The sequence below is a fragment of the Mycobacterium sp. 1274756.6 genome (assembly GCF_001668625.1).
Taxonomy (GTDB): Bacteria; Actinomycetota; Actinomycetes; order Mycobacteriales; family Mycobacteriaceae; genus Mycobacterium.
On record NZ_LZLJ01000023.1, the window covers coordinates 15,620 to 37,566 of the forward strand.

22 protein-coding genes are annotated in these 21,947 nt (G+C 69.4%); 5 read left to right on the forward strand and 17 right to left on the reverse strand.

The features are described 5' to 3' along the window. Positions 1-8: 8 nt before the first annotated feature. From A5643_RS03245 to A5643_RS03290, 10 genes are all read right to left on the reverse strand, one after another. On the reverse strand, positions 9-386 hold the full coding sequence (locus tag A5643_RS03245) for an NADH-quinone oxidoreductase subunit A (RefSeq protein WP_066851899.1): 378 nt from the start codon (positions 384-386) through the stop codon (positions 9-11). Positions 387-546: 160 nt separating this feature from the next. Next, entirely contained in the window at positions 547-963 is a 417-nt protein-coding gene (locus A5643_RS03250) for an Rv3143 family two-component system response regulator (protein ID WP_066851900.1), read from the reverse strand. Positions 964-1,003: 40 nt separating this feature from the next. Further along, positions 1,004-1,378 (reverse strand): DUF6285 domain-containing protein, encoded by a 375-nt coding sequence (locus A5643_RS03255; protein WP_066851902.1) that lies wholly within the window; start codon positions 1,376-1,378, stop codon positions 1,004-1,006. Then, complete coding sequence (locus A5643_RS03260) at positions 1,375-2,364, reverse strand: phosphotransferase family protein (RefSeq protein ID WP_066851904.1); 990 nt, start codon at positions 2,362-2,364, stop codon at positions 1,375-1,377. Before A5643_RS03260 ends, A5643_RS03255 begins: the two co-directional genes overlap by 4 nt. Further along, positions 2,361-3,617, reverse strand: a complete 1,257-nt coding sequence (locus A5643_RS03265; protein ID WP_066851905.1) for an acyl-CoA dehydrogenase family protein — start codon at positions 3,615-3,617, stop codon at positions 2,361-2,363. The genes A5643_RS03260 and A5643_RS03265 overlap by 4 nt, the downstream gene beginning before the upstream one ends. A gap of 21 nt (positions 3,618-3,638) precedes the next feature. After that, a complete protein-coding gene (locus A5643_RS03270) occupies positions 3,639-4,250 on the reverse strand; it encodes a TetR/AcrR family transcriptional regulator (protein ID WP_066851907.1) in 612 nt (203 codons plus the stop codon). Positions 4,251-4,255: 5 nt separating this feature from the next. Continuing rightward, positions 4,256-5,161 carry a hydroxymethylglutaryl-CoA lyase gene (locus A5643_RS03275; protein WP_066851909.1) on the reverse strand — a complete coding sequence of 302 codons (906 nt, stop codon included), beginning with the start codon at positions 5,159-5,161 and terminating at the stop codon, positions 4,256-4,258. Beyond that, positions 5,158-6,360 (reverse strand): CaiB/BaiF CoA transferase family protein, encoded by a 1,203-nt coding sequence (locus tag A5643_RS03280; RefSeq protein WP_066851911.1) that lies wholly within the window; start codon positions 6,358-6,360, stop codon positions 5,158-5,160. The genes A5643_RS03275 and A5643_RS03280 overlap by 4 nt, the downstream gene beginning before the upstream one ends. Further along, entirely contained in the window at positions 6,357-7,550 is a 1,194-nt protein-coding gene (locus tag A5643_RS03285) for an alpha/beta hydrolase family protein (protein WP_066851913.1), read from the reverse strand. The genes A5643_RS03280 and A5643_RS03285 overlap by 4 nt, the downstream gene beginning before the upstream one ends. Positions 7,551-7,590: 40 nt before the next feature. After that, entirely contained in the window at positions 7,591-8,691 is a 1,101-nt protein-coding gene (locus A5643_RS03290) for a homogentisate 1,2-dioxygenase (protein ID WP_066851915.1), read from the reverse strand. Between the two features lie 126 nt (positions 8,692-8,817). On the opposite strand from A5643_RS03290, the gene A5643_RS03295 reads away from it, so the two are divergent. After that, positions 8,818-9,048, forward strand: a complete 231-nt coding sequence (locus tag A5643_RS03295) for a type II toxin-antitoxin system Phd/YefM family antitoxin (protein ID WP_066851917.1) — start codon at positions 8,818-8,820, stop codon at positions 9,046-9,048. Continuing rightward, positions 9,045-9,428: a type II toxin-antitoxin system VapC family toxin gene (locus A5643_RS03300; RefSeq protein ID WP_066851919.1), complete on the forward strand. Its 384-nt coding sequence runs from the start codon at positions 9,045-9,047 to the stop codon at positions 9,426-9,428. The genes A5643_RS03295 and A5643_RS03300 overlap by 4 nt, the downstream gene beginning before the upstream one ends. A 57-nt stretch (positions 9,429-9,485) precedes the next feature. Here the strand turns inward: A5643_RS03300 and A5643_RS03305 are convergent, their stop codons facing one another. The 3 genes from A5643_RS03305 to hisN form a co-directional block, all read right to left on the reverse strand. Then, positions 9,486-10,694 carry an acyl-CoA dehydrogenase family protein gene (locus A5643_RS03305; protein ID WP_066851921.1) on the reverse strand — a complete coding sequence of 403 codons (1,209 nt, stop codon included), beginning with the start codon at positions 10,692-10,694 and terminating at the stop codon, positions 9,486-9,488. 45 nt (positions 10,695-10,739) lie between these two features. Further along, a complete protein-coding gene (locus A5643_RS03310; protein WP_066851923.1) occupies positions 10,740-12,140 on the reverse strand; it encodes an acyl-CoA dehydrogenase family protein in 1,401 nt (466 codons plus the stop codon). A 123-nt stretch (positions 12,141-12,263) separates the two neighbouring features. Next, the gene (gene hisN, locus A5643_RS03315; RefSeq protein ID WP_066851925.1) at positions 12,264-13,052 is read right to left on the reverse strand and encodes a histidinol-phosphatase; all 789 of its coding nucleotides are present in this window, start codon (positions 13,050-13,052) and stop codon (positions 12,264-12,266) included. A 43-nt stretch (positions 13,053-13,095) separates the two neighbouring features. On the opposite strand from hisN, the gene A5643_RS03320 reads away from it, so the two are divergent. Together A5643_RS03320 and A5643_RS03325 are read left to right on the forward strand one after the other, a co-directional pair. After that, entirely contained in the window at positions 13,096-13,422 is a 327-nt protein-coding gene (locus tag A5643_RS03320; protein ID WP_066851927.1) for a hypothetical protein, read from the forward strand. Between the two features lie 20 nt (positions 13,423-13,442). Further along, positions 13,443-14,594, forward strand: coding sequence for a hypothetical protein (locus tag A5643_RS03325; protein ID WP_156628489.1), 1,152 nt, complete (start codon positions 13,443-13,445; stop codon positions 14,592-14,594). Here the strand turns inward: A5643_RS03325 and narI are convergent. Genes narI through A5643_RS03345 form a run of 4 tightly spaced genes read right to left on the reverse strand, consistent with a single transcriptional unit; the run spans position 14,591 to position 21,342 of the window. Next, entirely contained in the window at positions 14,591-15,340 is a 750-nt protein-coding gene (gene narI / locus A5643_RS03330) for a respiratory nitrate reductase subunit gamma (protein WP_066851932.1), read from the reverse strand. The genes A5643_RS03325 and narI overlap by 4 nt on opposite strands. Beyond that, positions 15,328-15,978, reverse strand: coding sequence for a nitrate reductase molybdenum cofactor assembly chaperone (gene narJ / locus A5643_RS03335; RefSeq protein ID WP_066851934.1), 651 nt, complete (start codon positions 15,976-15,978; stop codon positions 15,328-15,330). Before narJ ends, narI begins: the two co-directional genes overlap by 13 nt. 13 nt (positions 15,979-15,991) lie before the next feature. Next, a complete protein-coding gene (narH, locus tag A5643_RS03340) occupies positions 15,992-17,614 on the reverse strand; it encodes a nitrate reductase subunit beta (protein ID WP_066851936.1) in 1,623 nt (540 codons plus the stop codon). Next, positions 17,611-21,342, reverse strand: a complete 3,732-nt coding sequence (locus A5643_RS03345; protein ID WP_197497629.1) for a nitrate reductase subunit alpha — start codon at positions 21,340-21,342, stop codon at positions 17,611-17,613. The genes narH and A5643_RS03345 overlap by 4 nt, the downstream gene beginning before the upstream one ends. A gap of 183 nt (positions 21,343-21,525) precedes the next feature. Between A5643_RS03345 and A5643_RS03350 the strand changes: the two genes are divergently transcribed. Further along, positions 21,526-21,947: DJ-1/PfpI family protein (locus A5643_RS03350; protein ID WP_197497630.1), on the forward strand; the 422-nt coding region annotated here is incomplete at its 3' end.

Here is a 21,947-nt window from a genome sequence, read left to right on the forward strand (position 1 = left end):
CGACCTCCTTAATCCCAGCTCAATCCGCCTCGACGCCAGACGTAGGCGTAGGCGACGAGGACCACGGCGACGAACAGCCCCATCTCGGCGAGGGCGAACACCCCCAGGCGGTCATAGGCGACCGCCCACGGGTAGAGGAAGACGATCTCGATGTCGAAGACGATGAACAGCATCGCGGTCAGGTAGTACTTGATCGGGAACCGCTGCCCGGCGGCGGCGTGCGGACCGCTCACCGGCTGATCGGTCGGTTCGATACCGCACTCGTAGGCGTCCAGTTTCGCCCGGTTGTAGCGGGAGGGCCCCACCACTCTGGCTGCCACCACCGAGATCACCGCGAAAGCGGCTGCCAGGGCACCGAGAGCCAGAATGGGTGTGTAGAGGGTCATCCCGCAGCAGCACCTCCTCACGGCGTCCGTGTGTGGGCTGTCTCCGAGCCTAGGGGGATGTGGGCTGCCCCATGCTCGGATCCAACTGTGAACTAGACCACAGCCTAGTCAGGGTGTCGCGCACCCACCGCCGTTTCGGGGCAGACGGCGCGCCGCCGGGTCAGCCGGTCGGGCGCGCCTCGGTGCGCAGCATCGACAGCACGGTGCGGCCCAACCGGATCGGATCGATCGGGTGCGGCAACGCCACTTCGGCGCGCGACCATTTGGCCAGCCACGCGTCGTCCGGCCGGCCGGTGAGCAGCAGCACCGGCGGGCACGGGTCGACCTCGTCCTTGAGTTGCTTGGCCACCCCCATCCCGCCGGCGGGGGTGGCCTCGCCGTCGAGGATCACCAGGTCGATCCCGCCCGCGTCGACCTCCCGGATGACCACCGGGGCTGTCGCCACCTCCAGGTAGCTCAACGGCGGCAGGTCGGGGTGCAGCCGGTCGCCCAGCGCCGACCGCACCTGCGCGCGGGTGGCCGCGTCGTCGCTGTACACCAGGATCCGCAGCGGATCGGAGGGGGACACGCTGCCGATGCTACTGCGCGAGGGTGCCCGGTTCAGCGCATTCGGGCAGCTAGGGCGAGGAGCGGTCGTAGCCGGGGTGGGCGACGGCCAGCCGCTCGGCGACCAGCGCGCGCAGGCACGCGGTGACTTGAGCGTCGCTGGCGTCGCGGCCGTCGAGGTCGCCGGCGCGGATGGCGGCCGCCAGAGCCGCCTCGTCGGGGTAGCCGATCGCGTCCAGCGCGGCCTGGGCGCGGGCCGCGCCGGCGGCGCCGTGCTCGAGTTCTCGGTGCACGATGCGCAGCGCGTTGGCGGCCACCCGGGCCTGAAAGCGCGCCGCGCCGCCGGTGGCGTCGGTCGCCCCGCCGGCCACCAGGCCGTCGAGGAATTCGGTGGCGGCGGCCACCAGTTCGGCGGCGGTGGGCCGCCCGTAGAGTCCGGCGCTCATCGCTGATCCTCCCCGTCGAGCAGGTCGAGCAGGTCCCATTCGGTCTCGGCGACCCGGCGTCCCACCGCGGCCAGCTCCACCGACCGGGCGATGCCGGTGAGGTGGCGGTGGGCCTGGTAGCGGCAGATCACTCCCCAGCGCAGCGTGGCCAGCACCAGCCACCAGCGGAACCGGGACCGGTCGACGGTGGCCCCGCCGGCCCGCTCGTAGGCGGTCAGGAACTCCTCGATGCTGCCGAGTCCGCCGGCCCCGGCGGCGGCGGGCGCGCCGAACCGCCAGGCCCGGATGCAGAACCAGGCCAGGTCCTCGGTGGGGTCGCCGAGGTGGGTCAACTCCCAGTCGAGCACCGCGGCCAGCCCGGTGTCGTCGACGATGAGGTTGCCCATCCGGAAGTCGCCGTGCACCAGCACCGCCGGGACGTCGGCGGGACGGTGGGCGGCCAGCCAGCGAAACGCCCACTCGAAGGTGGCGGTGGTGTCGCCCATCGCGTCGAGTTGGTCGCGCCACAGGCTCAGCTGGTCCTGCTGTTCGCCGCCGGCGGCGGCCGGGTCGGCGCGGTGGATGGCGGCCAGCGCCGCGGCGCACTGGGTGAGCAGGGCCGACCGGGTCACCGCGGCGTCGGGGGTGTCGAGGCGGCGGAAGATGCGCCGCACGATGGTCTCCCCGGCGATGGCGTCGCAGACCAGGAAGGGGTTGCCCAGCGCGGCGGTGGAGTTGTCGGCGACCAGCACGGTGGGCACCGGGGCGCCGGCGGCCGCGGCGGCGGCCTGCGCGCGGGCTTCGGCGCCCATGCTGGCGTGGTGTTCCTCGGCGGGCCCGATGCGCAGGATCAGCGCCCGCCGGCCGGTGCCGGTCACCGCGTCGAACGACCAGGTGGTACGGCTGGCGCCGCCGGACAGCAGCCGCAGCTCCTCGACGCCGACCGGCCCGAGTGCGGGGGCGAGCACCTCCGGGAGCGCGGCGGCCAGCTGGTCGCCGGTGCTCATTTGCGCGGGCGGCCGAAGCCGAACAGTCGTTGCGCCACCCGCCGGATCTGGATCTCCTCGGCGCCCTCGGTGATCCGGTAGCGGCGGTGGTGGCGGTAGATGTGCTCGAAGGGTTCGTGGCGGCTGTAGCCGAGCCCGCCGAAGGTCTGCATCGCCTGGTCGGCGGCGTTGCAGACCAGGCGGTTGGCGCGGTAGTTGGCCATCGACACCTTGTCGGAGACCTCGAGGTGGTGGTCGTGGTCGAGGTGCCAGGCGGCGTAATAGACCAGCAGGCGCACCATCTGGGCTTCGGTGTGCAGTTCGGCCAGCGGCCACTGGACCGCCTGGTTGACCGCCAGCGGCTTGCCGAACACGACGCGTTCGCGGGCGTAGTCGGCGGCCCGGTCGATGCAGTACTGGGCGGCGCCCAGGCTGGAGGCGGCCTGACGGATCCGGTTCTCGTGCAGGAAGGTCTGGGCGACCTCCAGGCCGCGGTCGACCTCGCCGAGCACGGCGTCGGCGCCCACGGTGACGTCGCGCAGCTCGACTTCGCCGTGGTCGCTGGGCATGTTGAACGTCCACCAGTAGAACGGCACGGTGAAGCCGGGCGTGTCGGTGGGCACCAGGAAGGCGGTGATGCCGGTCGCCGAGCCCGGCTCGCCGGAGGTGCGGGCGAAGATCAGGTCGTGGCTGGCGCGGTGCACCCCGGTGTTCCACCGTTTGGTGCCGTTGATCACCCAGCCGGCGTCCTCTCCGGACCCGGTGCGTTCGGCGCGGGTCTCCAGCCAGGTCGCGTCGGAACCGTGGTCGGGCTCGGAGAGCCCGAAGGCCATCGACCGCTCCCCGGTGATCAGGGCTTCGGAGAACTCGCGGCACTGCTCGGGGGTGCCGAACCGCTCCATCATGATCACCTGCGGGAAGTTGCCGACGATGGAGGACTCGTCCTGCAGGTCGTTGTGCAGACCCAACCCCTTGTGCGCCAAATGCTCCCGGATGACGGCCATGTCCAGGTTGCTGCCGTCGCGGCCGCCGAGCGCGGCGGGCAGCGAGTAGCGCAGCCAGCCGGCCGCGTCGGCGCGGCGGCGCATCTCGTCGAGCAGGTCCTCCCAGGCCCGCGCCGGGATCCCGCCGTTGTCGACGTCGGTGCGGGCGAACTCGCGGCGCTCGTCGAAATACTGCATGTGCTCGGCCTGCAGCGGGGCGATCTCGGCCTCGATGAAGGCGTCCATCTCGGCGAGCAGCCCGGGCAGGTGGTCGGGCAGGGTGAAATCCACGGCGAGCGTCCTTTCGTCGGGCTAGAAGCCGTACAGGGTTCGTTTCCAGATGGTGGCCAGGGTGGTCACCGCTTCGGTGTCGCTGAGCTCCAGGCCGAGCCCGGAGCCGCCGACGAAGACGGTGGTGAAGTTCTCGAAGAGCAGGGCGATCGCCGCCGCGACGTGCTCGGGGATGAGGTCGCCGGCGTAGCCCTGCTGTTGGGCATGGCGCACCGAGGTCGCCACGATGTCCATGCCGAAGCGGCGGAACTCGTTCTGCACCTGAGCGAATCGTTGCTGGGTGGCGGCCAGCTGCGACACCGCGATCATGATGCCGATGTTCTGTTTGAACATGTTCCAGTAGGCGGTGACCACCGAGGTGAAGAACTCGGTGTCCTGCGGGGATTGCGGCAGCCGCAGGTTCAGTCCGGACGGGGTGAGCACGTCGTGCAGAAAGGAGTGGGCCAGCGCGGCGAGCAGGTCTTCCTTGTCGGTGAAGTAGCGGTAGAACACCGCCGGGGAGCGGCCCGCCGCCGCGGTGATGTCGGCGAGGGTGGTGCCGTGGAATCCGCTCTCGGCGAAGAGTTTCCGGGCGGCCTGTTCGATGGCGGCGCGGGTTTGACGGCCCTTGGTGCTGAGCTCGCCGGGCGGCATGGTCGCTACTTCCGGATCCGGTCGCCGGCGCGCAGCAGCGCGCTGGGCAGGTCGTGCCCGACGGCGCGCCCGGCTACGCGGGCCGCGTCGATGGCGGCCGACAGGTCGATGCCGGTCTCGATCCCGCAGTCGCCGAGCAGGTAGACCAGGTCTTCGGTGGCGATGTTGCCGGTTGCTCCGGGGGCGAACGGGCAGCCGCCCAGGCCGCCGGCGGAGGAATCCAGTCGGGTGACCCCGGCGCTGACGGCGGCATAGGCGCTGGCCAGCCCGACCCCGCGGGTGTTGTGGAAGTGCGCGCCCAGCGGCATGGCGCCGAGCGCCGGGCGCACCTGCTCGATCAGGGCGGTCACCCGCCGTGGGGTGGCGGTGCCGATGGTGTCGGCGATCGCGATCCGGTCCACCCCGGCGTGTCGGGCCGCCTCGACGATCTCGACCACCCGCTCGCCCGGGGTGGGCCCGGAGAACGGGCAGTCCCACGCGGTGGCGATGATCACCTCGACGGTGACGCCGGCGTCGTGGGCGATGGCCACGATCTCGGCGATCTGCGCGGTCGCCTCGGCGCTGCTGCGGCCGACGTTGGCGTTGCTGAACGCGTCGGTGGCGGCGACCACGTACTGCACGGTCTGCAGGCCGGCGGCGACGGCACGGCGCGCGCCGTTGGGGCTGGCGACCAGCGCGGAGAACGTGATGCCGGGGAAGTGGCGCAGCTCGGCGGCCAGTTCGGCGGCGTCGGCCATCGCCGGCACCTTGGTCGGGGAGACGAACGCGGTCGCCTCGATCTCGGTCACGCCGGTGGCCACGATGGCGGCCAGCATCTCCAGCTTGGCCGCCAGCGGGATCGGTGTCTCGTTCTGCAGGCCGTCGCGCAGCGCGACCTCGCGGATCGTGACCCGTTCGGGCAGTGGGTTCACAGCGCCCCCTCTCGGCGGAGGTCGTCGAGTTGGTCGGCGCTGCGGCCGAGCAGTTCGCCGAACACCTCGTCGTTGTGTTGGCCGGGTCGGGTGGAGCCGGCATGCCGGATCGCACCGGGTGACTCGGAGAGCATCGGCACGATGCCCGGTCCCTTGACGTTACGGCCGATCCGCTCGTCATAGTGGTCGGCGATCATGCCGCGCGCCAGCAGCTGCGGGTCGGTGACGACCTCCGCGACGGTGTTGATCGGCCCGGCGATCACCCCGGCGTCGCTGAGGGTGGCGATGATGTCGCCCGGTTGCCGCTCGGCGGCCCAGTCGCCGATGATGCGGTCGAGCTCGTCCTGGTTGCGGCCGCGCGCGCCGTGGTCGACGAACCGCGGGTCGGTGGCCAGCTCCGGGCGGCCCATCACCTGGCAGAGCCGGGCGAACACGCTGTCCTGGTTGGCGGCGATCACCACCCAGGAGCCGTCGGCGGAGCGGTAGATGTTCGACGGGGCGATGCCTTCGAGCCGGGTGCCCGACGGGCCGCGCACCACGCCGCCGACGTCGTAGTCGGGGATGGTGGATTCCTGGATGGCCAAACAGGATTCGGTCAGCGCGACGTCGACGACCTGTCCGACACCGGTGACCGTGCGCCGGTAGAGGGCGGCCAGCGCACCCTGGGCGGCGAACATCCCGGCGAGGCTGTCGCCGAGGGACAGCGCCAGCCGGGGCGGTGGCCCGCCGGGAAAGCCGTTCATGTGCCGCAGCCCGCTGGCGGCCTCGGCCACCGAGGCGTAGCCGGCCTTGGTGGCGTCCGGGCCGGTCTGCCCGTAGCCGGAGACCCGGACCAGGATGATGCCGGGGTTGTGTTCGCGCAACACCTCGTAGCCGAGGTCCCATTTCTCCAACGTGCCGGGCCGGAAGTTCTCCACGATCACATCGGATTTGGCGACCAGCTCGAGGAACAGCTCGCGGCCGCGCGGGTGGCGCAGGTCGAGGGTGGCGGCCTTCTTGTTGCGGGCGTGCACCGTCCAGAAGAAGTGCTCGCCGTCGAGTTCGGCCTGGCCCCAGGTGCGCAGCGGGTCGGGTTTGCCGGGCAGCTCGATCTTGATCACCTCGGCGCCCATGTCGCCGAGCAGCCGCCCGGCGAAGGGTCCGGAGATCAGGGTGCCCAGCTCCAGGACGCGCACCCCGTCGAGGGCACCGGCGCTCATGCCGCCCCGCTCCCGGTGAAGCCGTGGCGCTCCAGCCAGTCGCTGACCACGGCGACCGCCTGGCGCAGGGTGTCGCGCTGGTCGGGGCCGGCGTAGTAGTGGTTGGCGCCGGGGATCTCCTGCATCTCCTTGTCCGGGTGGGCGATCGCCTCGAACATCCGCCGGGTGTGGCTGGGGGTGCAGGCGTCGTCGGCGAGGTTGCCGATGACCAGGGCGGGCACCGCGATGTCGCGGCCGCACTCCAGGCTGTCGCCGTTGGCGTCGTCGTAGCTCCACTGCGACAGCCAGCTGCGCAGCGAGCAGAACCGCGCCAACCCGATCGGGCTCATGTTCACCACCCGAGGATCCCCCAGATAGCACTGTCCGGGGGTGCGTTCGTTGGGGTCGACGGTCGGGTCCAGCCAGCGCGGGTCGGCCATGGTGCCGTGCACGACGAAGCCGAACTCCTCGTCGTCGCGCCCGGCGGCCTTCAGTTCGGCGAGCTTGTCCTTGACCCAGGCGGTGATCTTGCGGTTGCGGGCGATCTGGGCGGCCCGGTAGCGCTCCAGGAACTCCGGCGTGTAGGGCGGCTGGTTGGGGTTGTCCGGGTTGTAGAGGTCCAGTTCCGGGTCCCGCTTGGTGGGGTCGGACTCGTCGAGGATGGCGGCGTCGAGCCATTCGGTCAGCGTGCCGTGGCGGCTGATGTGGGCGGCCAGCAGCATGATTCCGTCGGCGGGGATCAGGCCGAGTTTGGTCAGGTCGGGTCCGTCGCCGGAGGGGCTGGCGGTCACGGTCGGGTGCTGGGCCTGTTGCTGGTAGAACATCGACAGCGAGCCGCCGCCGCTCCAGCCGGCCAGCACCACCTTGGTGTAGCCGAGCCGGTTCTTGGCGTCCTTGATCGCCTCGCCGAGGTCCTGGACCACCTTCTCCATCAGCAGCGCGGAGTCGGTGCCGCGGAATCGGCTGTTGCAGTAGATGACGTGGTGGCCGGCGCGGGCCAGCCCGTTCATCATCGGCAGGTAGGCGCCGCCGCCGATCGGGTGCATGAACATCAGCACCGTGTCGGAGGGCTTGTCCTTGGGTTTGAGTAGATAGCTTTCCAGCACCACCAGTTCGGCGACCCCGCCGTAGACGTCGCGCACGTCGGAATCGTTCTGGTAGGCCACCAGATACGGGATGCGCTCGTAGTCGTGTTTGACGGCGGTGGTCATACGCGGGGCCTCCTGGTCGCGGGTGGGTTGCTGGCTGTGGTCAGGCGTGCTGACCGAGGTCGGCGGCGAGCACCTCCGGGGACGGGGTGAGCCGACGGCGGGTGTCGACGGCGATGACCTGCCAGTCGACCCGGGTGTAGTCGTCGAACTTGCGCCGCGCGCGTTCGCGGGCCTTCTCCGGGGCGCCGTGGTGCACACCCTGCGGGGCGTGGGAGAGCAGGCCGGGCGGCATCGGGATGCCGTAGAGGGTGCCGCCGTGGAAGAAGGCGATCTCGTCGTAGTCGACGTTGCGGTGATACCACGGGGTGCGTTCGGTGCCCGGCACGCCCTCGGCGGGTTTGGGCAGGAAGTTCATCACGACCACCCCGGTGGCCTGCATGAACAGGTGCACCGTCGGCGGCAGGTGCACCGAGTCGGAGGTGATGACGTGGTAGTCGGCGATGTTGAAAGTGAACGGGAAGTTGTCGCCGCGCCAGCCTTCGACGTCCAGCGGGTGGTGGCGGTAGTGCAAGGTGGTGGGCCCGCCCTCGTGGATCAGCCGCACCCGGTGCTCACCGGTGTCGTCGGCGTCGTCACCGCGGGGGGTGGGCTCGGGGATGGTCATCACCGCCGGGTCGAACGGGAAGTGCCGGCCCAGCGGTCCCGGTGGCGGCAGCCGGAATTCGTCGGTTGCCTGCACCATCAGCAGCGTGGTCTGTTCGTCGGGCAGTTGACGCCAGGTGGTGGCCTTGGGCAGGTACACCCAGTCGCCGGGGCGGTAGCTCAACGGGCCGAACTCGGTCTCCAGGGTGCCGGCGCCGGTGTGGACGAAGCAGAGCAGGTCCCCGTCGACGTAGCGGATGAAAAACGGCATCGGGGCGGCGCGCCGGGACAGCGAGATGCGGCAGTCGCGGTTGGAGAACAGCAGCAGCGGGTCGCCGGCCGGGTCGTCGGCGTCAGTGGGGGAGAGCTGGTCGGTGAGGATGTCGACCGGGCGCAGCGGCCCCTCGGCGCGGTAAGCGGTGGGGTCGTTGCGGCGGAACAGGCTGGCGGTGCGGCCGGTGAACCCGCCGCGGCCGAGTTCGTCGTCCTTCAGCCCGTCGAGGTCGGCGTGCACCCGCCGCGGGGTGCGGCCTTTACGCAGGTGGACGAAGGATTCCATAGCTGCCTCCCGGGAGCGCGTGACTCAAAACTAAAAGTGACATTACTTTTTGTTCCGAGTGGCTGCAAGTGTCTTCGCAATCGGATTGTCTTAGCCCGACTAGACTAAGCCCGATACACTGGCGACATGCGGACGGTCAATATCCACGACGCCAAGACGCGGCTCTCCCAGCTGTTGGCTCGGGTCGAGCAGGGCGAGACGATCACCATCGCCCGCGCCGGCAAGCCGGTCGCCGACCTGGTCCCGCACGCGCGGACCGACATCGTCTTCGGGGCCCTCACGGGCCGAATCGGCTACGACGCCGACCATTTCGACGACAGCGACAGCGCCGTCAACGCGCTGTTCGGCCTCCGGTGAGCGGTCTGCTGCTCGACACTCACGTGCTGCTGTGGCTGCTCGACGACAGTCCTCGACTGGGTATCGCTGCCCGAGAACGGATCTCGGCCAGCGCAGCGGTGTACGTCTCCGCGGCGAGCACCTGGGAGCTCGCGATCAAAGCGGCGATCGGCAAGATCGGGCTACCCGATGATTTCGGCGACGCGATCGAGCGATCCGGCCTGCGCGACCTGCCGGTGACCCGTCGCCACACGCTCGCCTCCGACCTCGCGGCGCTGCCGCAGCGCGACCCCTTCGACGCCGTGCTCGTCGCTCAGGCCGCGGCGGAAGGACTCGGATTGCTCACCGCCGACGCCAAGTTGCTGTCGGCGCTGCCCGACGCGATCGACGCCCGGCGTTAAGCCGCACCGCCGAAGCCCCGGGCTCGGCGCCGCGGGCTCCGGTGGCGGGGCGCGACGTTATTTCAGTTCGGCCGAGGACAACTCCAGCAGCCGCCGGGCGACCACCAACTGCTGGATCTGCTGGGTGCCCTCGAAGATGTCGAGGATCTTGGAGTCGCGCGCCCACTTCTCCAACAGCAGCTGCTCGGAGTAGCCGGTGGTGCCGGCCATCTCCACCGACTTGAGCGTGATGTCGGTGCCGACGCGGGCGGCTTTGGCCTTGGCCATCGACGCCTCTTTGGAGTTGGGGATGTTGTTGTCGGCCTGCCACGCCGAGCGCAGCGTCAGCAGATAGCCGGACTCCCAGTCGGCCTCCATCCGCAGGAATTCCGCGGCCGCCGCGCTCTGGGCGTGCGAGGGCTTGTCGTAGCTGATCTCCACTCCGGCGTCGGTCAGCAGTTTGCGCAGTTCCTCCAGCGCCGCCCGGCCGACCCCGACGGCCATGGCCGCCACGATCGGGCGGGTGCTGTCGAAGGTCTCCATCACCCCCGAGAAGCTCTTCTCGGTGTTGATCTCCGGGCTGCCCAGCAGGTTGTCCTTGGGGATGCGGGCGTTGTCGAACCGGATCACCGCGGTGTCGGAAGCCTTGATGCCCAGCTTCTTTTCCAACCGCTCCACGGTGACGCCGGGGTGCTCACGCGGCACGATGAACGACTTGATTGCCGCGCGGCCCTTGGAGCGGTCCAGGCTCGCCCAGACCACGATGTGGCTGGCCCGTGACCCGGCGGTGACGAAGATCTTCTCGCCGTTGATCACATACTCGTCGCCGTCGAGGGTGGCGGTGGTGGTCACCGCCGCGGAGTCCGAGCCGAAGCCGGGCTCGGTGATCGCCATCGCGGCCCACACCTTGCCCAGCCGCTCCAGCTGCTCGTCGGTGGCCACCCCGGAGATCGCCGCGTTGCCCAGCCCCTGATACGGCACGCTCAGCAGCAGGCCCACGTCGCCCCAGCTGATCTCCAGGGCGTTGACCAACGCGGACATGTTGGCGCCGTTGCGGTTCTGGCCGGTGTCCTCGGCGTCGCGGAACGCCTCGGCGCCGGCCATCGCGAAGGCGCCGGCCTCCGAGACGCCTTCGAACAGGTCGGCCAGGGTGTCCAACTCGACGGGGTAGGCGTGCTCGGCGAGGTCGTACTTGCGCGAGATCGGCCGCAGCATCTCCGCGGCGCCCTGATGCGCCTTCTCGATCACGCTCTGCAGCTTGCGGGGGAGTTCCAGATTGATTGCCATGGCGGTTCTTTCGGTCCTAAGGGGCGTGTTGAGGAGTCAGGGGGTTCAGATGAGCACAACGCCTTCGGCGACGCCGATGGCCCGCAGGTCGCGGTACCAGCGTTCGACCGGGTGTTCCTTGATGTAGCCGTGCCCGCCGAGCAGCTGCACACCGTCGAGACCGATCTGCATGCCCTTGTCGGTGCCGAGTCGTTTGGCCAGCGCCGCCTCCCGGGTGAACGACAGTCCCTGGTCGGCGCGCGACGCCCCGCGCCAGGTGATCATCCGCAGCCCGTCGAGCTCGATGGCGATGTTGGCGCACATGAACGCCACCGCCTGCCGGTTGGCGATCGGCTCGCCGAACGCCTCGCGCTCCTTGACGTAGGGGATCACGTAGTCGAGCACCGCGTGGCTGGTGCCCACCGCCAGTGCCGCCCAGCCCAGCCGGGACAGTGCCAGCGCCTCGGAGTAGTCCTCGTCGGTGGCCTCGTCCTCGCCGAGGCGGGCCGACAGCGGCACCCGCACACCGGTGAGCTCGACCTGGCCGAGGGCGGCGGCCCGCAGCCCCATCGACGGGTCGGCTTTGACGCTGAGCCCCTCGGCGGAGGACTCGACGATGAACAGCGCCGGCTTGCCGTTGAGTTGGGCGGCGACGACGAACAGTTCGGCGTCGGCGGCCGCGGGCACCAGCGATTTCACCCCGTCGAGCCGGTAGCCGCTGGGGGTGCGGACCGCGGTGGTCTTCAGCATGGTCGGGTCGAACAGCGGCTGCGGTTCGGCGATCGCCACGCAGGCCTGGGGGACGTTCTCCCCGGCGAATTCGGTGAGGTAGGTGGCCTGCTGGTCGGCGGAGCCCCAGTGGGTCAGCGCTGCGGCCACGCCGCCGGGTGCCAGGATCGGCAGGGCCAGACCCATGTCGCCGTAGCCCAGCGCCTCGGCGACCAGAACGTTGGTGACGCTGGAGCGGTGCTCGGCGATGCCGTCGAAGTTCTCGGGGATGTTGACCGCGGTGATCCCGAGCTCGGCGGCCTTGCCGATCAGCTCCGGCGGGTAGCCGGCGGCCTCGTCGGCGTCGAGGGCGGCCGGGCGCAACACCTCGGCGGCGAATTCCTTGACGGTGTCGAGGATCAGCTGTTGGTCTTCGTCCGGGGTCAGGTCGAAGTAGCCCTTGCCGCCGGTGGCCTTCAGCCGGGTGGGCCCACCGGTGAGCCCCTGCACCCGCTTGAACTGGCGGCTGGTGGCCCCGGCTACCGAGAACGTCTGCTTGATGCCGTAGCGCAGCGCGCGGTTGAGCGGGTCGCGCAAGTTGTACTTGTCGAGGAATTCCTGACCGACGATCGGGGTGATGACGGCCAGGCCGACGTCGGTGAGGGTGCGCTTGTGCCTGCCCAGTCCGACGGCGCTTTCGTGGCCGTTCTTGCGGCGGCGGCGGCGCGAACCGGTGGTCTGCGGTGCGGTGTTGGTCATCGACAGCCTCACGTCAGGAAAGTTGAAAGGGCGGACAGGATGAAGTCCGCTAAACCGTATCTTACTCCGGAGTAAGATACGGGGTCCGTGTGACGCAACTCACATGACCGCGTGGGCGGCGTGCTACCGGAGCCGGTCCAACACCGGCTCGTGCAGCAGCCCGTTGGTCGCCACCGCGCTGCCACCGTGCGGGCCGGCGACCCCGGCCAGGTCGGTGAACGTCCCGCCGGCCGCGCGCACCAGGACGTCGAGGGCGGCGAGGTCCCATAGCGACACCTCGGGTTCGGCGGCGATGTCGACCGCGCCCTCGGCCAGCAGGCAATACGACCAGAAGTCGCCGTAGCCGCGGACCCGCCACACCGTGTCGGTCAGCCCCAGGAAGCGGTCCCGGATGCCGCGGTCGGCCCAGCCGGACAGGCTGGAGAACGCCAGGCTGGCCGCCGACAGCTCGGCGACCGCCGACACCGTGATGCGCCGCGGCGCACCGCCGCCGACCGCGGTGTAGGCGCCCGAACCGGTCTCGGCCCACCAGCGCCGGGCCAGAGCGGGCGCGCTGACCACGCCGATCGTCGGCGCCCCGTCGTGCAGCAGCGCGATCAGCGTCGCCCACACCGGTACGCCCCGCACGAAGTTCTTGGTGCCGTCGATCGGGTCGATCACCCACTGCCGCCCGGTGAATTCGGCGGTGCCGCCGAACTCCTCACCGAGCACCGCGTCCTCGGGACGGTGGTGGGCCAACTCCTCGCGCAGGGCGGTCTCCACGTCGCGGTCGGCGTCGGTGACCGGGGTGAGGTCCGGTTTGGTGTCGACGCGCAGGTCCTGGGCGCCGAACCGGGCCAGGGTCAGCGCATCGGCGTGGTCGGCCAGGCGCAGCGCCAGCGTCAGGTCGGGGCTCGGTGTTTCGTCGGTCATCGGTGTGGCTCCTTGGCGAGGGCGACAGTCTTACCATGGCGGGATGTGGGACTTCTGGGTGCTCTTGCTGATTATCGCGACGATCGCGGTGGTGGCCGCACCCTGGCTGATCAAACGCCGACCGGGCGCTGATGCGGTGGAGGGCACACTGCTGATCACCGGGGTCAGTCCGCGCCCGGATGTCTCCGGTGAGCAGTACGTCACCGTCACCGGCGTGATCAACGGCCCGACCGTCAACGAGCACGTGGTGTATCAGCGGATGGCCGTCGACGTCGAGGACTGGCCGAAGATGGGGGAACTGCGCCCGGTGGTGTATTCACCGCGGAATCCCGACAAGTGGAACTTCGTCGCCGAGCCGACACCCGAGTAGCGGTTCGGAGTCCTCGGTCCATGCCCTTCAGCCCTGCCCCGGTCCGGCCGGATCCGGCTACCGGGTTGCCGCGGCCGCCGCACGCGCCGACTCACTATGCGCCGGCGATCGAGTCGCGCAGGCCGCTGGGCAAGATTCGTCATCCGCTGCCGCCGGAAGAGGTGTGGGGGCCGCCGCTGGAATGGGAGGTGGGATCAGCAAAGAACGGTCGGTTCGGTGTGGTCTTCGCTTTTATTGTGTTCGGGATCCTTTTCGGTCCGCAGATTGCACTCTCGGATGACACTGTTTACGGAAAGCTGATCATCTCGTTGTTTATTGGTGCACTTGCCGCTTTCTTGGCTTTTGCCCTTTATGCTGCCGGTTCGCGGGAGTGGCTGGTCGCTGGCGTGCTGTGGCTGCAAAAAGACAATGTGTGGGTGAGCCTGTATGAGCTGACGGACGTTTCGGTCAGTGCCGGCGGGGGCGGACAGATTTTCACGTTGACCGATAGTGCTGGGCGCACGGTGTCGAGTGTGAATGTGCGGCAGATGCAGCGGCATCAGTTGCTGTGGGATCTGGTCTACAACGGGATGCTGTACAGCACGGTGAATGGGCAGTTGCGGCCGGGCGCGAGTGCGCGAAGGTTCTTTTCGCTGCCGGCCGGTCCGGCGGCCTCGATGCGGTCGATCGAGGATTTCGCGCGGATCGGTGAGGGCGGCAGGCCGACCCGGGCGGAGCCGGTCATCGGCCGCGACGAGGTGAACATCAAGCGGCGCGGGGCGAACATTCGGCTCGCGATTTTGGGTGGGATGGCGGCGTTCTTCGGGTTCGTCGCGCTGGTGTTGGTTCCGGATCCGGAGCTTCGGCCCGGCAGTTTGTTCCTGATCCCGCTGACGCTGGTCTTGGCGACGTGGGCGGCAATGGGTTATTACCTGCGTTACGACCGGGGGCCGCTGTCGAGGAACAAGAAGGGCGGGTTGCGCCGGGTGCCACAGACTCCGGTGATCATTGTCATGGGCCTCTTACTGTCCCTCTGTGGGGGGTTCATCTTCGCCGATAACGTCTTTGTGGGGTCGGTCATGGGCGGCGGCGGATTGGTGGTCGCGGTCGGGCAGGTGAGGCGCGCGCTGGCCGGGTGTGAGGAGCGTGCACCGGCCGGACGCCACGCCGCGGGTGAACCGAAAACCCGCTAGTAACGCACCCCGATCTTGCGCCAGCGCCGTCCACCGGTGCCGGGCTCCTGCGGCAGCCGGGGCGCGCTGTGGCGCATCACGATGTAGGGCCGCCACAGATACCACAGCGGATAACTCCACGCGTGCACCAACCGGCTGAACGGCCAGACGATGAAGATCGCCCACGCGGCGATGGCGTGCACCCGATACATCAACGGCGCGTCCACGATCACCCCCACGTTGGGATGCAACACGAACAGGCTGCGGAACCACACGCCGACGGTGTCGCGGTATTCGTAGTGCGAGGTGTCCTGGATGCCCAGGGTCAAGTAGATGCCCAGCAGCACGATGATACCCAGCAGGATCAGCGCGAGGTAGTCCACCGCACTGGTGGTGGCCCGCACCCGCGGCACCGAGGTGCGCCGGTAGGTGAGCAGGGCCCCGCCGGCGAGTACCCCGATGGCCGCGGCCGACCCGGCGAACGCGGAGACATCCTGGTAGAAGGTCTCGGGGATGCCGATCCGGTCGGTGAACGACTTGGGGATCAAGATGCCCATCACGTGCCCGGCGATCGCCGCCAGCGCCGAGTAGTGGAACAGCGGCGCACCCCATTTGAGCAGCCGTTGCTCCTGCAGCTGGGTGGAGCGGCTGGTCCAGCCGAACTGGTCGTAACGCCAGCGCCAGATGTGGCCCACGATGAACACGGCGATCGCGATGTAGGGCAAGATCACCCACCACCACAGTTCCCCGGTGCTTACATGCGGCATTGATCAGCTCCCAGTTCCGAGGTCGGTGCGGCGCCGTAGCCGGCGAGGTAATCCGGGGGCGCGAACGGTTCCAGCCCGACATCCTCGCCGGGCGGTCCCGACTCCCAGGCGGTGCGCACCTGGGCCAGTTCGTAGCGGCCCAGCTTGGGCAGGCCGGCGGTGATCGCGGCGACGACGTCGGCGTAGGGGGATTCGGCCTTGCGCAGGCCGCGGTGCAGCAGCTCCAGATCGGTGCGGTGGCTGGTCAGCAGGCGCACCCCGCGCGGGCAGAGCGCGGCGAAATCCAGCACCATGGGCAGATAGTCGGGCAGCTCGTCTTCGTCGGGCACAAATCCCGCGTCGCGGTAGGCGGCCTTGACCACCACCATCGCCATGCCGCGTTTGCGGGTGTCGCCGTAGCGGTAGTAGGTCAGATACAGCGCGCAGCGCCGCCGCAGGTCGAAGGTCTCGACGTAGTGCTTGGCGACCTCCTCGGGCTCGGTGTCGCGCAGCCAGGTCAGGAACCGGCCGAACGCCTGCCGCGCGCCCTTGGGTCCGGCGCCGGCCGCGAACGCGTCGAGTTCGTCGAGGCCGTCGAAGAGCGCGGCGGTGGGGTACTGCAGCAGCACCGACGCCAGTTTGGCGGTGGCGGTGTTCATCGGCGCCGCATCCTCACGCCGGTCCCGGCTCGGGGAACATGCCGGGCGCGGAGCTACGGCCGTCCCAGTTGAGCAGGTTGAAACTCGCCGTGGCGCGCTCGCTTTCCGGCTTCAGGTGATCCGGCCGGTAGGAGCCCACGCCGTGCGGCCCGGTCGGGCCGGTGCCGCCCATCCCGGGACCGCCCTCGGTGTCCAAGCTGCAGAACAGCTGCTCGTGCTGCCCCATCAGCCGACCCGCCTCCTCCTGGTGGGCCGGTGGGATGACATAGCGCTCTTCGTATTTCGCGATCGCCAGCAGTCGGTACAGGTCGTCGAGGTCCTCGGCGGTGGCGCCGACCGATGCCGGCAGGTTCTCATCGATCTCGAGGCCCAGTTGCGCGGCGCGCTGCATGGTGCGCACCACGGTGAGCTTGCGCAGCACGGTGCGGATCAGCTCCGAGTCGCCGGCGGTGAACAGGTTGGCCAGGTAGTCGATCGGGATCCGCAGCGCGTCGATGGTGGCGAACACGTTGTCGGGGGTGGCGGCGTCGTAGCCGGCGGCGTTGACCACATCGGCCACCGGGGACAGCGGCGGGATGTACCAAACCATCGGCAGGGTACGGTATTCCGGGTGCAGCGGCAGCGCCACCTTGTGCCGGACCGCCAACTCGTAGCACGGGGAACGCTGGGCCGCCTCGACCCAGTCGTGCGGGATCCCGGCGCGGGCCGCCTCGGCCTGCACCTCCGGGTCATGCGGATCCAAGAACACGTCCAGCTGCGCCTGGTAGAGGTCCTGAACGTCGGGAGTGGCGGCCGCATCCAGCACCTTGTCCGCGTCGTAGAGGAACAGCCCCAAATACCGCAGCCGCCCGACGCAGGTCTCGCTGCAGATGGTGGGCAGGCCCTGCTCGATGCGCGGGAAGCAGAACGTGCACTTCTCGGCTTTGCCGGTGCGGTGGTTGAAATACACCTTCTTGTACGGGCATCCGGAGACGCAGAATCGCCAACCGCGGCACTTGTCCTGATCGACGAGCACGATGCCGTCCTCGGCGCGCTTGTACATCGCACCTGATGGGCAGGACGCCACACACGACGGGTTGAGGCAGTGCTCGCAGATCCGCGGCAGGTAGAACATGAAGACCTCTTCGAACTCCATCTTCACCTTCTCCTCGAGCCCGGCGAGGTTGGGGTCGTGGATGGCGTGTTCGGGAGCGCCGGCGAGATCGTCGTCGAAGTTGGAGCCCCACGAGACCGTCATGTCCTTGCCGGTCAACGCCGAGATCGAATGGGCGGTGGGGTTCGGTGTGCCCAGCGGGGCGTCGATGACGCTCTGGTAGTCGTAGGTCCACGGGTCGCCGTAGTCGTCGATGGACGGCAGGTCGGGGTTGTAGAAGATGTTGAGCAGCTTGCGCAGCCGCCCACCGGCTTTCAGTTTCAGCCGGCCCTTCTTGTCCAGCGTCCAGCCGCCGTGCCAGTAGTCCTGGTCTTCGTAGCGTTTGGGGTAGCCCACGCCCGGCTTGGTCTCGACGTTGTTGAAGTAGACGTACTCGGTGCCGGGCCGGTTGGTCCACACCTGCTTGCAGGTGACGGTGCAGGTATGGCAGCCGATGCACTTGTCGAGGTTCATCACCATGGCCACGTTGGCCATCACCCTCATCGGTATCTCACCTCCTGGGAACGTCGCCGGATGACGGTGATCTCGTCACGCTGACTTCCGGTGGGCCCGTAGTAGTTGAAGCCGAACGACAACTGCGCATAGCCGCCGATCAGGTGGGTGGGTTTGATCACCAGGCGGGTCAAGGCGTTGTCGCCGCCGCCGTGCAGCTTGGACACCTCGGTGATCGGGGTCATCAGGTGCCGGTCCATGGTGTGGTACATGAACACCGTCCCCTTGGGCATCCGGTGGGTGACCACCGCCCGGCACCCCACCACCCCGTTGCGGTTGTAGGCCTCGATCCAGTCGTTGTCGGCCACCCCGATCGTCGCCGCGTCGGCGGGACTCATCCAGATCACCGGCCCACCGCGGAACAGCCGCAGCATGTGCAGGTTGTCCTGGTACTCGGAGTGGATCGACCACTTCGAGTGCGGGGTCAGGTAACGCACCGTGATCTCCGGGCGGCGTTCCTCGGGCAGGCCCTGCTCGCCGAAGTGGCTGATGTAGTTCAGCGGCGGGCGGTAGGTCGGCAGCCACTCGCCGTACTCGGCGATCCAGTCGTGGTCGAGGAAGAAGTGCATCCGCCCGGTCAGGGTGTGCCACGGCTTGAGGCGCTCGACGTTGACCACGAACGGCGAATAGCGCCGCCCGCCGGTCTCACTGCCCGACCACTCCGCGGAGGTGATCACCGCCCGCGGTTGCACCTGGGTGTCGGCGAAGGTGATCTGGTCGCCGGCGCGCTCCTCGGCCAGATCGGCCAGCCGCACGCCGGTGCGCTCTTCCATCGCGGCCCAACCCTGCAGGGCCACCTCGCCGTTGGTGGTCCCCGACAGCGCCAGGATCGCCTCGGCCATGTGGATGTCGCGGGCCAGCGACGGCCGGCCGTCCCCGGCGCCGCCGCGCACCACCCCGTTGGTGCGGCGCAGATACTCCACCGCAGCGGTGGGTTTCCATTGGATGCCCTTGACGCCGGTGCCGACGGTCTCGGCCAGCGGGCCCAGGGCGGCCATCTTCTCGGCGACCGCGGCGAAGTCGCGCTCCACGGTGACCAGCTTGGGCATCGTCACGCCGGGCACCGGCTCGCACTCGCCGTAGCGCCAGTCGCGGACCACCCCGCCGGGCTGGGCCAGTTCGTCGGCGGAGTCGTGCATCAGCGGCACCGCCAGCACGTCGGTGCGGGTGCCCAGGTGCTTCGCGGCCAGCCGGGAGAAGTGGGTGGCGATGGTGGCGAAGGCGTCGAAGTCGGTGCGCGACTCCCACGGCGGGGCGATCGCCGGGTTGAACGAGTGCACGAACGGGTGCATGTCGGTGGTCGACAGGTCGTGCTTCTCGTACCAGGTGGCCGCGGGCAGCACGATGTCGGAGTAGCTGCAGGTGGAGGTCATCCGGAAGTCGATGGTGGTGACCAGGTCGAGCTTGCCGCGCGGCGCGGTGTCATGCCAGGCGACCTCGGTGGGGCGCACCTCCGGCTGGGACTCCTCGGCGCGCACGGCGTTGTCGGTGCCCAGCAGGTGGCGCATGAAGTACTCCATGCCCTTGCCCGAGGAGCCCAGCAGGTTCGCCCGCCACACCGTCAGCACCCGCGGGAAGTTGACCGGGTTGTCCGGGTCTTCGCCGGCGAAGTTGAGCCGGCCGGCCTTGATCTCGTCGACGACGTAGTCGGCGACGGATTTGCCTGCGGCCGCGGCGGCGTCGGCGATCTCCAGCGGGTTGCGGTCGAAGGCCGGGTGCGACGGCGTCCAGCCCAGCCGGCTGGCCTGGGCGATGGTGTCGGCCATCGCCTTGCCGGCGAACAGGCCACGGCCCAGCGGGCTGGAGAGTTCCTCGGCGCCGAACTTCTCGTAGCGCCACTGGCTGCTGTGCAGGTAGAAGAACGAGGTGCCGGTCATGTGCCGGGTGGGCCGCTGCCAGTCGAACGCGAACGCCACCTGCTGCCACCCGGTCAGCGGACGCACCTTCTCCTGCCCGACGTAGTGCGCCCAGCCGCCGCCGTTGACCCCCTGGCAGCCGCAGAGCATGGTCAGGGTGAAAAACGTGCGGTAGATCTGGTCGGAGTGGTACCAGTGGTTGGTTCCCGCACCCATCGCGATCATCGACCGGCCGCCGGAAAGCTCGGCGGTGCGGGCGAATTCGCGGGCCACCCGGGCCGCGGCGGCAGCCGGAACGGCGGTGATCTGCTCCTGCCAGGCCGGGGTGTGCGGGCAGTCGGCGTCGTCGTAGCCGGTCGGCCACTCGCCGGGCAGCCCGTCGCGGCCCACCGCGTAGTGCGCCATCAGCAGATCGAAGACGGTGCACACCAACCGGTCACCGATACGGCGCACCGGAACGCCGCGACGCACGGTGGCCCCGCCCTCGGTGGCGCCGATGTCGAACCGCGGCAGGTCGACGGTGACGGCGTCGACCTCGGAGTCGGAAGGGTCGTAGACGCTGAGCAGCGGGTCGCGCCCACCCAGGTCGAGGTTCCACTTGCCCTTGCCCGACTCCGAGAAGTGGTCGGCCAGAGTGCCGTTGGGGAAGAACGGCTCACCGGTCGCGGTGTCGAGCAGCACGGTGCGGTGCGCCGCGCCCTCTCCGGTCTCACCGAGATCCGCGGCGGTCAGGAACCGGTCGGGCACATAGCTCGCCGCGTCGCCGTCGCCGCTGTCGCGGGGCCGCAGCGTGACCAGGAACGGCAGGTCGGTGTAGGTCTTGACGTAGGTCTGGAAGTAGGGGACCCGGCGGTCGCGGAAGAACTCGGTGAGCACGACGTGGCCCATCGCCATCGCCAGCGCGCCGTCGGTGCCCGGGTTGGCGGCCAGCCAGTCGTCGGCGAACTTGGTGTGGTCGGAGTAGTCGGGGCTGACCACCACCACCTTCTGGCCTCGGTAGCGGGCCTCGGTCATGAAGTGCGCGTCGGGGGTGCGGGTGATCGGCAGGTTGGTGCCCCAGATGATCAGGTAGGCGGCGTTCCACCAGTCGCCGGATTCGGGCACGTCGGTCTGGTCGCCGTAGACCTGCGGGGAGGACGGCGGCAGGTCGGCGTACCAGTCGTAGAACGACAGGATCGTGCTACCGATCATCGACAGGAACCGGGTGCCTGCCGCGTAGGAGACCTGCGACATCGCCGGGATGGGGGAGAAGCCCACCACCCGGTCGGGGCCGAACTCCTTGATCGTGTGGACGTGCGCGGCGGCGATCAACTCGCTGACCTCGGCCCAACTCGAGCGCAGAAACCCGCCTTTGCCGCGGTTCTCCTTGTAGCGCGCGGTGCGCTCCGGGTCGGCGACGATGTCGGCCCACGCCGTCACCGGGTCGCCGAGCCGGGTCCGCGCCTCCCGCCACACCTCCAGCAGCGGCTGGCGCACGTAGGGGTAGCGCAGCCGGGACGGGGAGTAGGTGTACCAGGAAAACGACGCGCCGCGCGGGCAGCCGCGCGGTTCGTACTCGGGCATGTCCGGCCCGACCGACGGGTAGTCGGTCTGCTGGGTCTCCCAGGTGATGATGCCCTCTTTGACGTAGACCTTCCACGAGCACGACCCGGTGCAGTTGACGCCGTGGGTGGAGCGCACCACCTTGCCGTGCCGCCAGCGCTCCCGGTAGAACTCCTCGGCGTGCCGACCGTCGCGGCGGTGCAGCTCCCGGTAGTCCGGGCTCGGGGTGCCCGGGGAGAAGAATTGTGCCTTGCGCAGTAACGCCTCGACGGGTTCACCGCCGGGCAGCAGCGGAGCCAACGTCCGGCCACTCTCGGTCACGTGACGACCTCAGTTCTCGACCGGCCCGCAGTCACTGCTTCGGGCCGGCGATCGGTTGGGTTCTAGGCTGTACATCTCTTGTTACCACCGGCACCGCCGGAATGGGGGTGAATCACCTGGACAGGTGCCTGTGAGAAAGGTGAACAATTGCTGTAAGCGTTCCCGGCGACGGAGGGAGTGGCCATGACCGAGGGATTCCGGTTGGGGATCTACGTTTTCACCGACGCCGAGGTCGTCGACTTCGCCGCGCCCTACGGGGTTTTCTCGGTGGCGCGCCGGTTCGATCCGGCCCTGGAGGTGTTCCTGGTGGCCGAGGCGCTGCGTCCGATCCAGACCCAGGCGGGCTTCACCGTGCTGCCCAACTACGGCTTCACCGACCGGCCCGCCATGGACGCGCTGCTGATCCCGGGCGGGGCCGGAACCCGCACCCAGACCTACAACCGCCGGCTCCACGAGTTCATCGCCGAGCAGCCCGAGGCGACGCTACTCACCAGCGTGTGCACCGGCTCGTGGATCTATGCGCGGATGGGGCTGCTCGACGACATCGCGGCGACCAGCCGCAAGGAACCCGACCGGGCCGAAGCCGGCCCGGCGGGGCTGGTGCC

Excerpts from the sequence above, each read along its gene's own strand:
- narH (WP_066851936.1), bottom strand. The coding sequence starts at position 17,614 with ATGAGGGTGATGGCCAACGTGGCCATGGTGATGAACCTCGACAAGTGC.
- narJ (WP_066851934.1), bottom strand. The coding sequence starts at position 15,978 with ATGAACACCGCCACCGCCAAACTGGCGTCGGTGCTGCTGCAGTACCCC.
- A5643_RS03280 (WP_066851911.1), bottom strand. The coding sequence starts at position 6,360 with ATGAGCGCCGGTGCCCTCGACGGGGTGCGCGTCCTGGAGCTGGGCACC.
- A5643_RS03310 (WP_066851923.1), bottom strand. The coding sequence starts at position 12,140 with ATGACCAACACCGCACCGCAGACCACCGGTTCGCGCCGCCGCCGCCGC.
- narI (WP_066851932.1), bottom strand. The coding sequence starts at position 15,340 with ATGCCGCATGTAAGCACCGGGGAACTGTGGTGGTGGGTGATCTTGCCC.
- A5643_RS03260 (WP_066851904.1), bottom strand. The coding sequence starts at position 2,364 with ATGAGCACCGGCGACCAGCTGGCCGCCGCGCTCCCGGAGGTGCTCGCC.
- hisN (WP_066851925.1), bottom strand. The coding sequence starts at position 13,052 with ATGACCGACGAAACACCGAGCCCCGACCTGACGCTGGCGCTGCGCCTG.
- A5643_RS03320 (WP_066851927.1), top strand. The coding sequence starts at position 13,096 with ATGTGGGACTTCTGGGTGCTCTTGCTGATTATCGCGACGATCGCGGTG.
- A5643_RS03245 (WP_066851899.1), bottom strand. The coding sequence starts at position 386 with ATGACCCTCTACACACCCATTCTGGCTCTCGGTGCCCTGGCAGCCGCT.
- A5643_RS03285 (WP_066851913.1), bottom strand. The coding sequence starts at position 7,550 with ATGACCACCGCCGTCAAACACGACTACGAGCGCATCCCGTATCTGGTG.
- A5643_RS03290 (WP_066851915.1), bottom strand. The coding sequence starts at position 8,691 with ATGGAATCCTTCGTCCACCTGCGTAAAGGCCGCACCCCGCGGCGGGTG.
- A5643_RS03295 (WP_066851917.1), top strand. The coding sequence starts at position 8,818 with ATGCGGACGGTCAATATCCACGACGCCAAGACGCGGCTCTCCCAGCTG.
- A5643_RS03255 (WP_066851902.1), bottom strand. The coding sequence starts at position 1,378 with ATGAGCGCCGGACTCTACGGGCGGCCCACCGCCGCCGAACTGGTGGCC.
- A5643_RS03325 (WP_156628489.1), top strand. The coding sequence starts at position 13,443 with ATGCCCTTCAGCCCTGCCCCGGTCCGGCCGGATCCGGCTACCGGGTTG.
- A5643_RS03270 (WP_066851907.1), bottom strand. The coding sequence starts at position 4,250 with ATGCCGCCCGGCGAGCTCAGCACCAAGGGCCGTCAAACCCGCGCCGCC.
- A5643_RS03305 (WP_066851921.1), bottom strand. The coding sequence starts at position 10,694 with ATGGCAATCAATCTGGAACTCCCCCGCAAGCTGCAGAGCGTGATCGAG.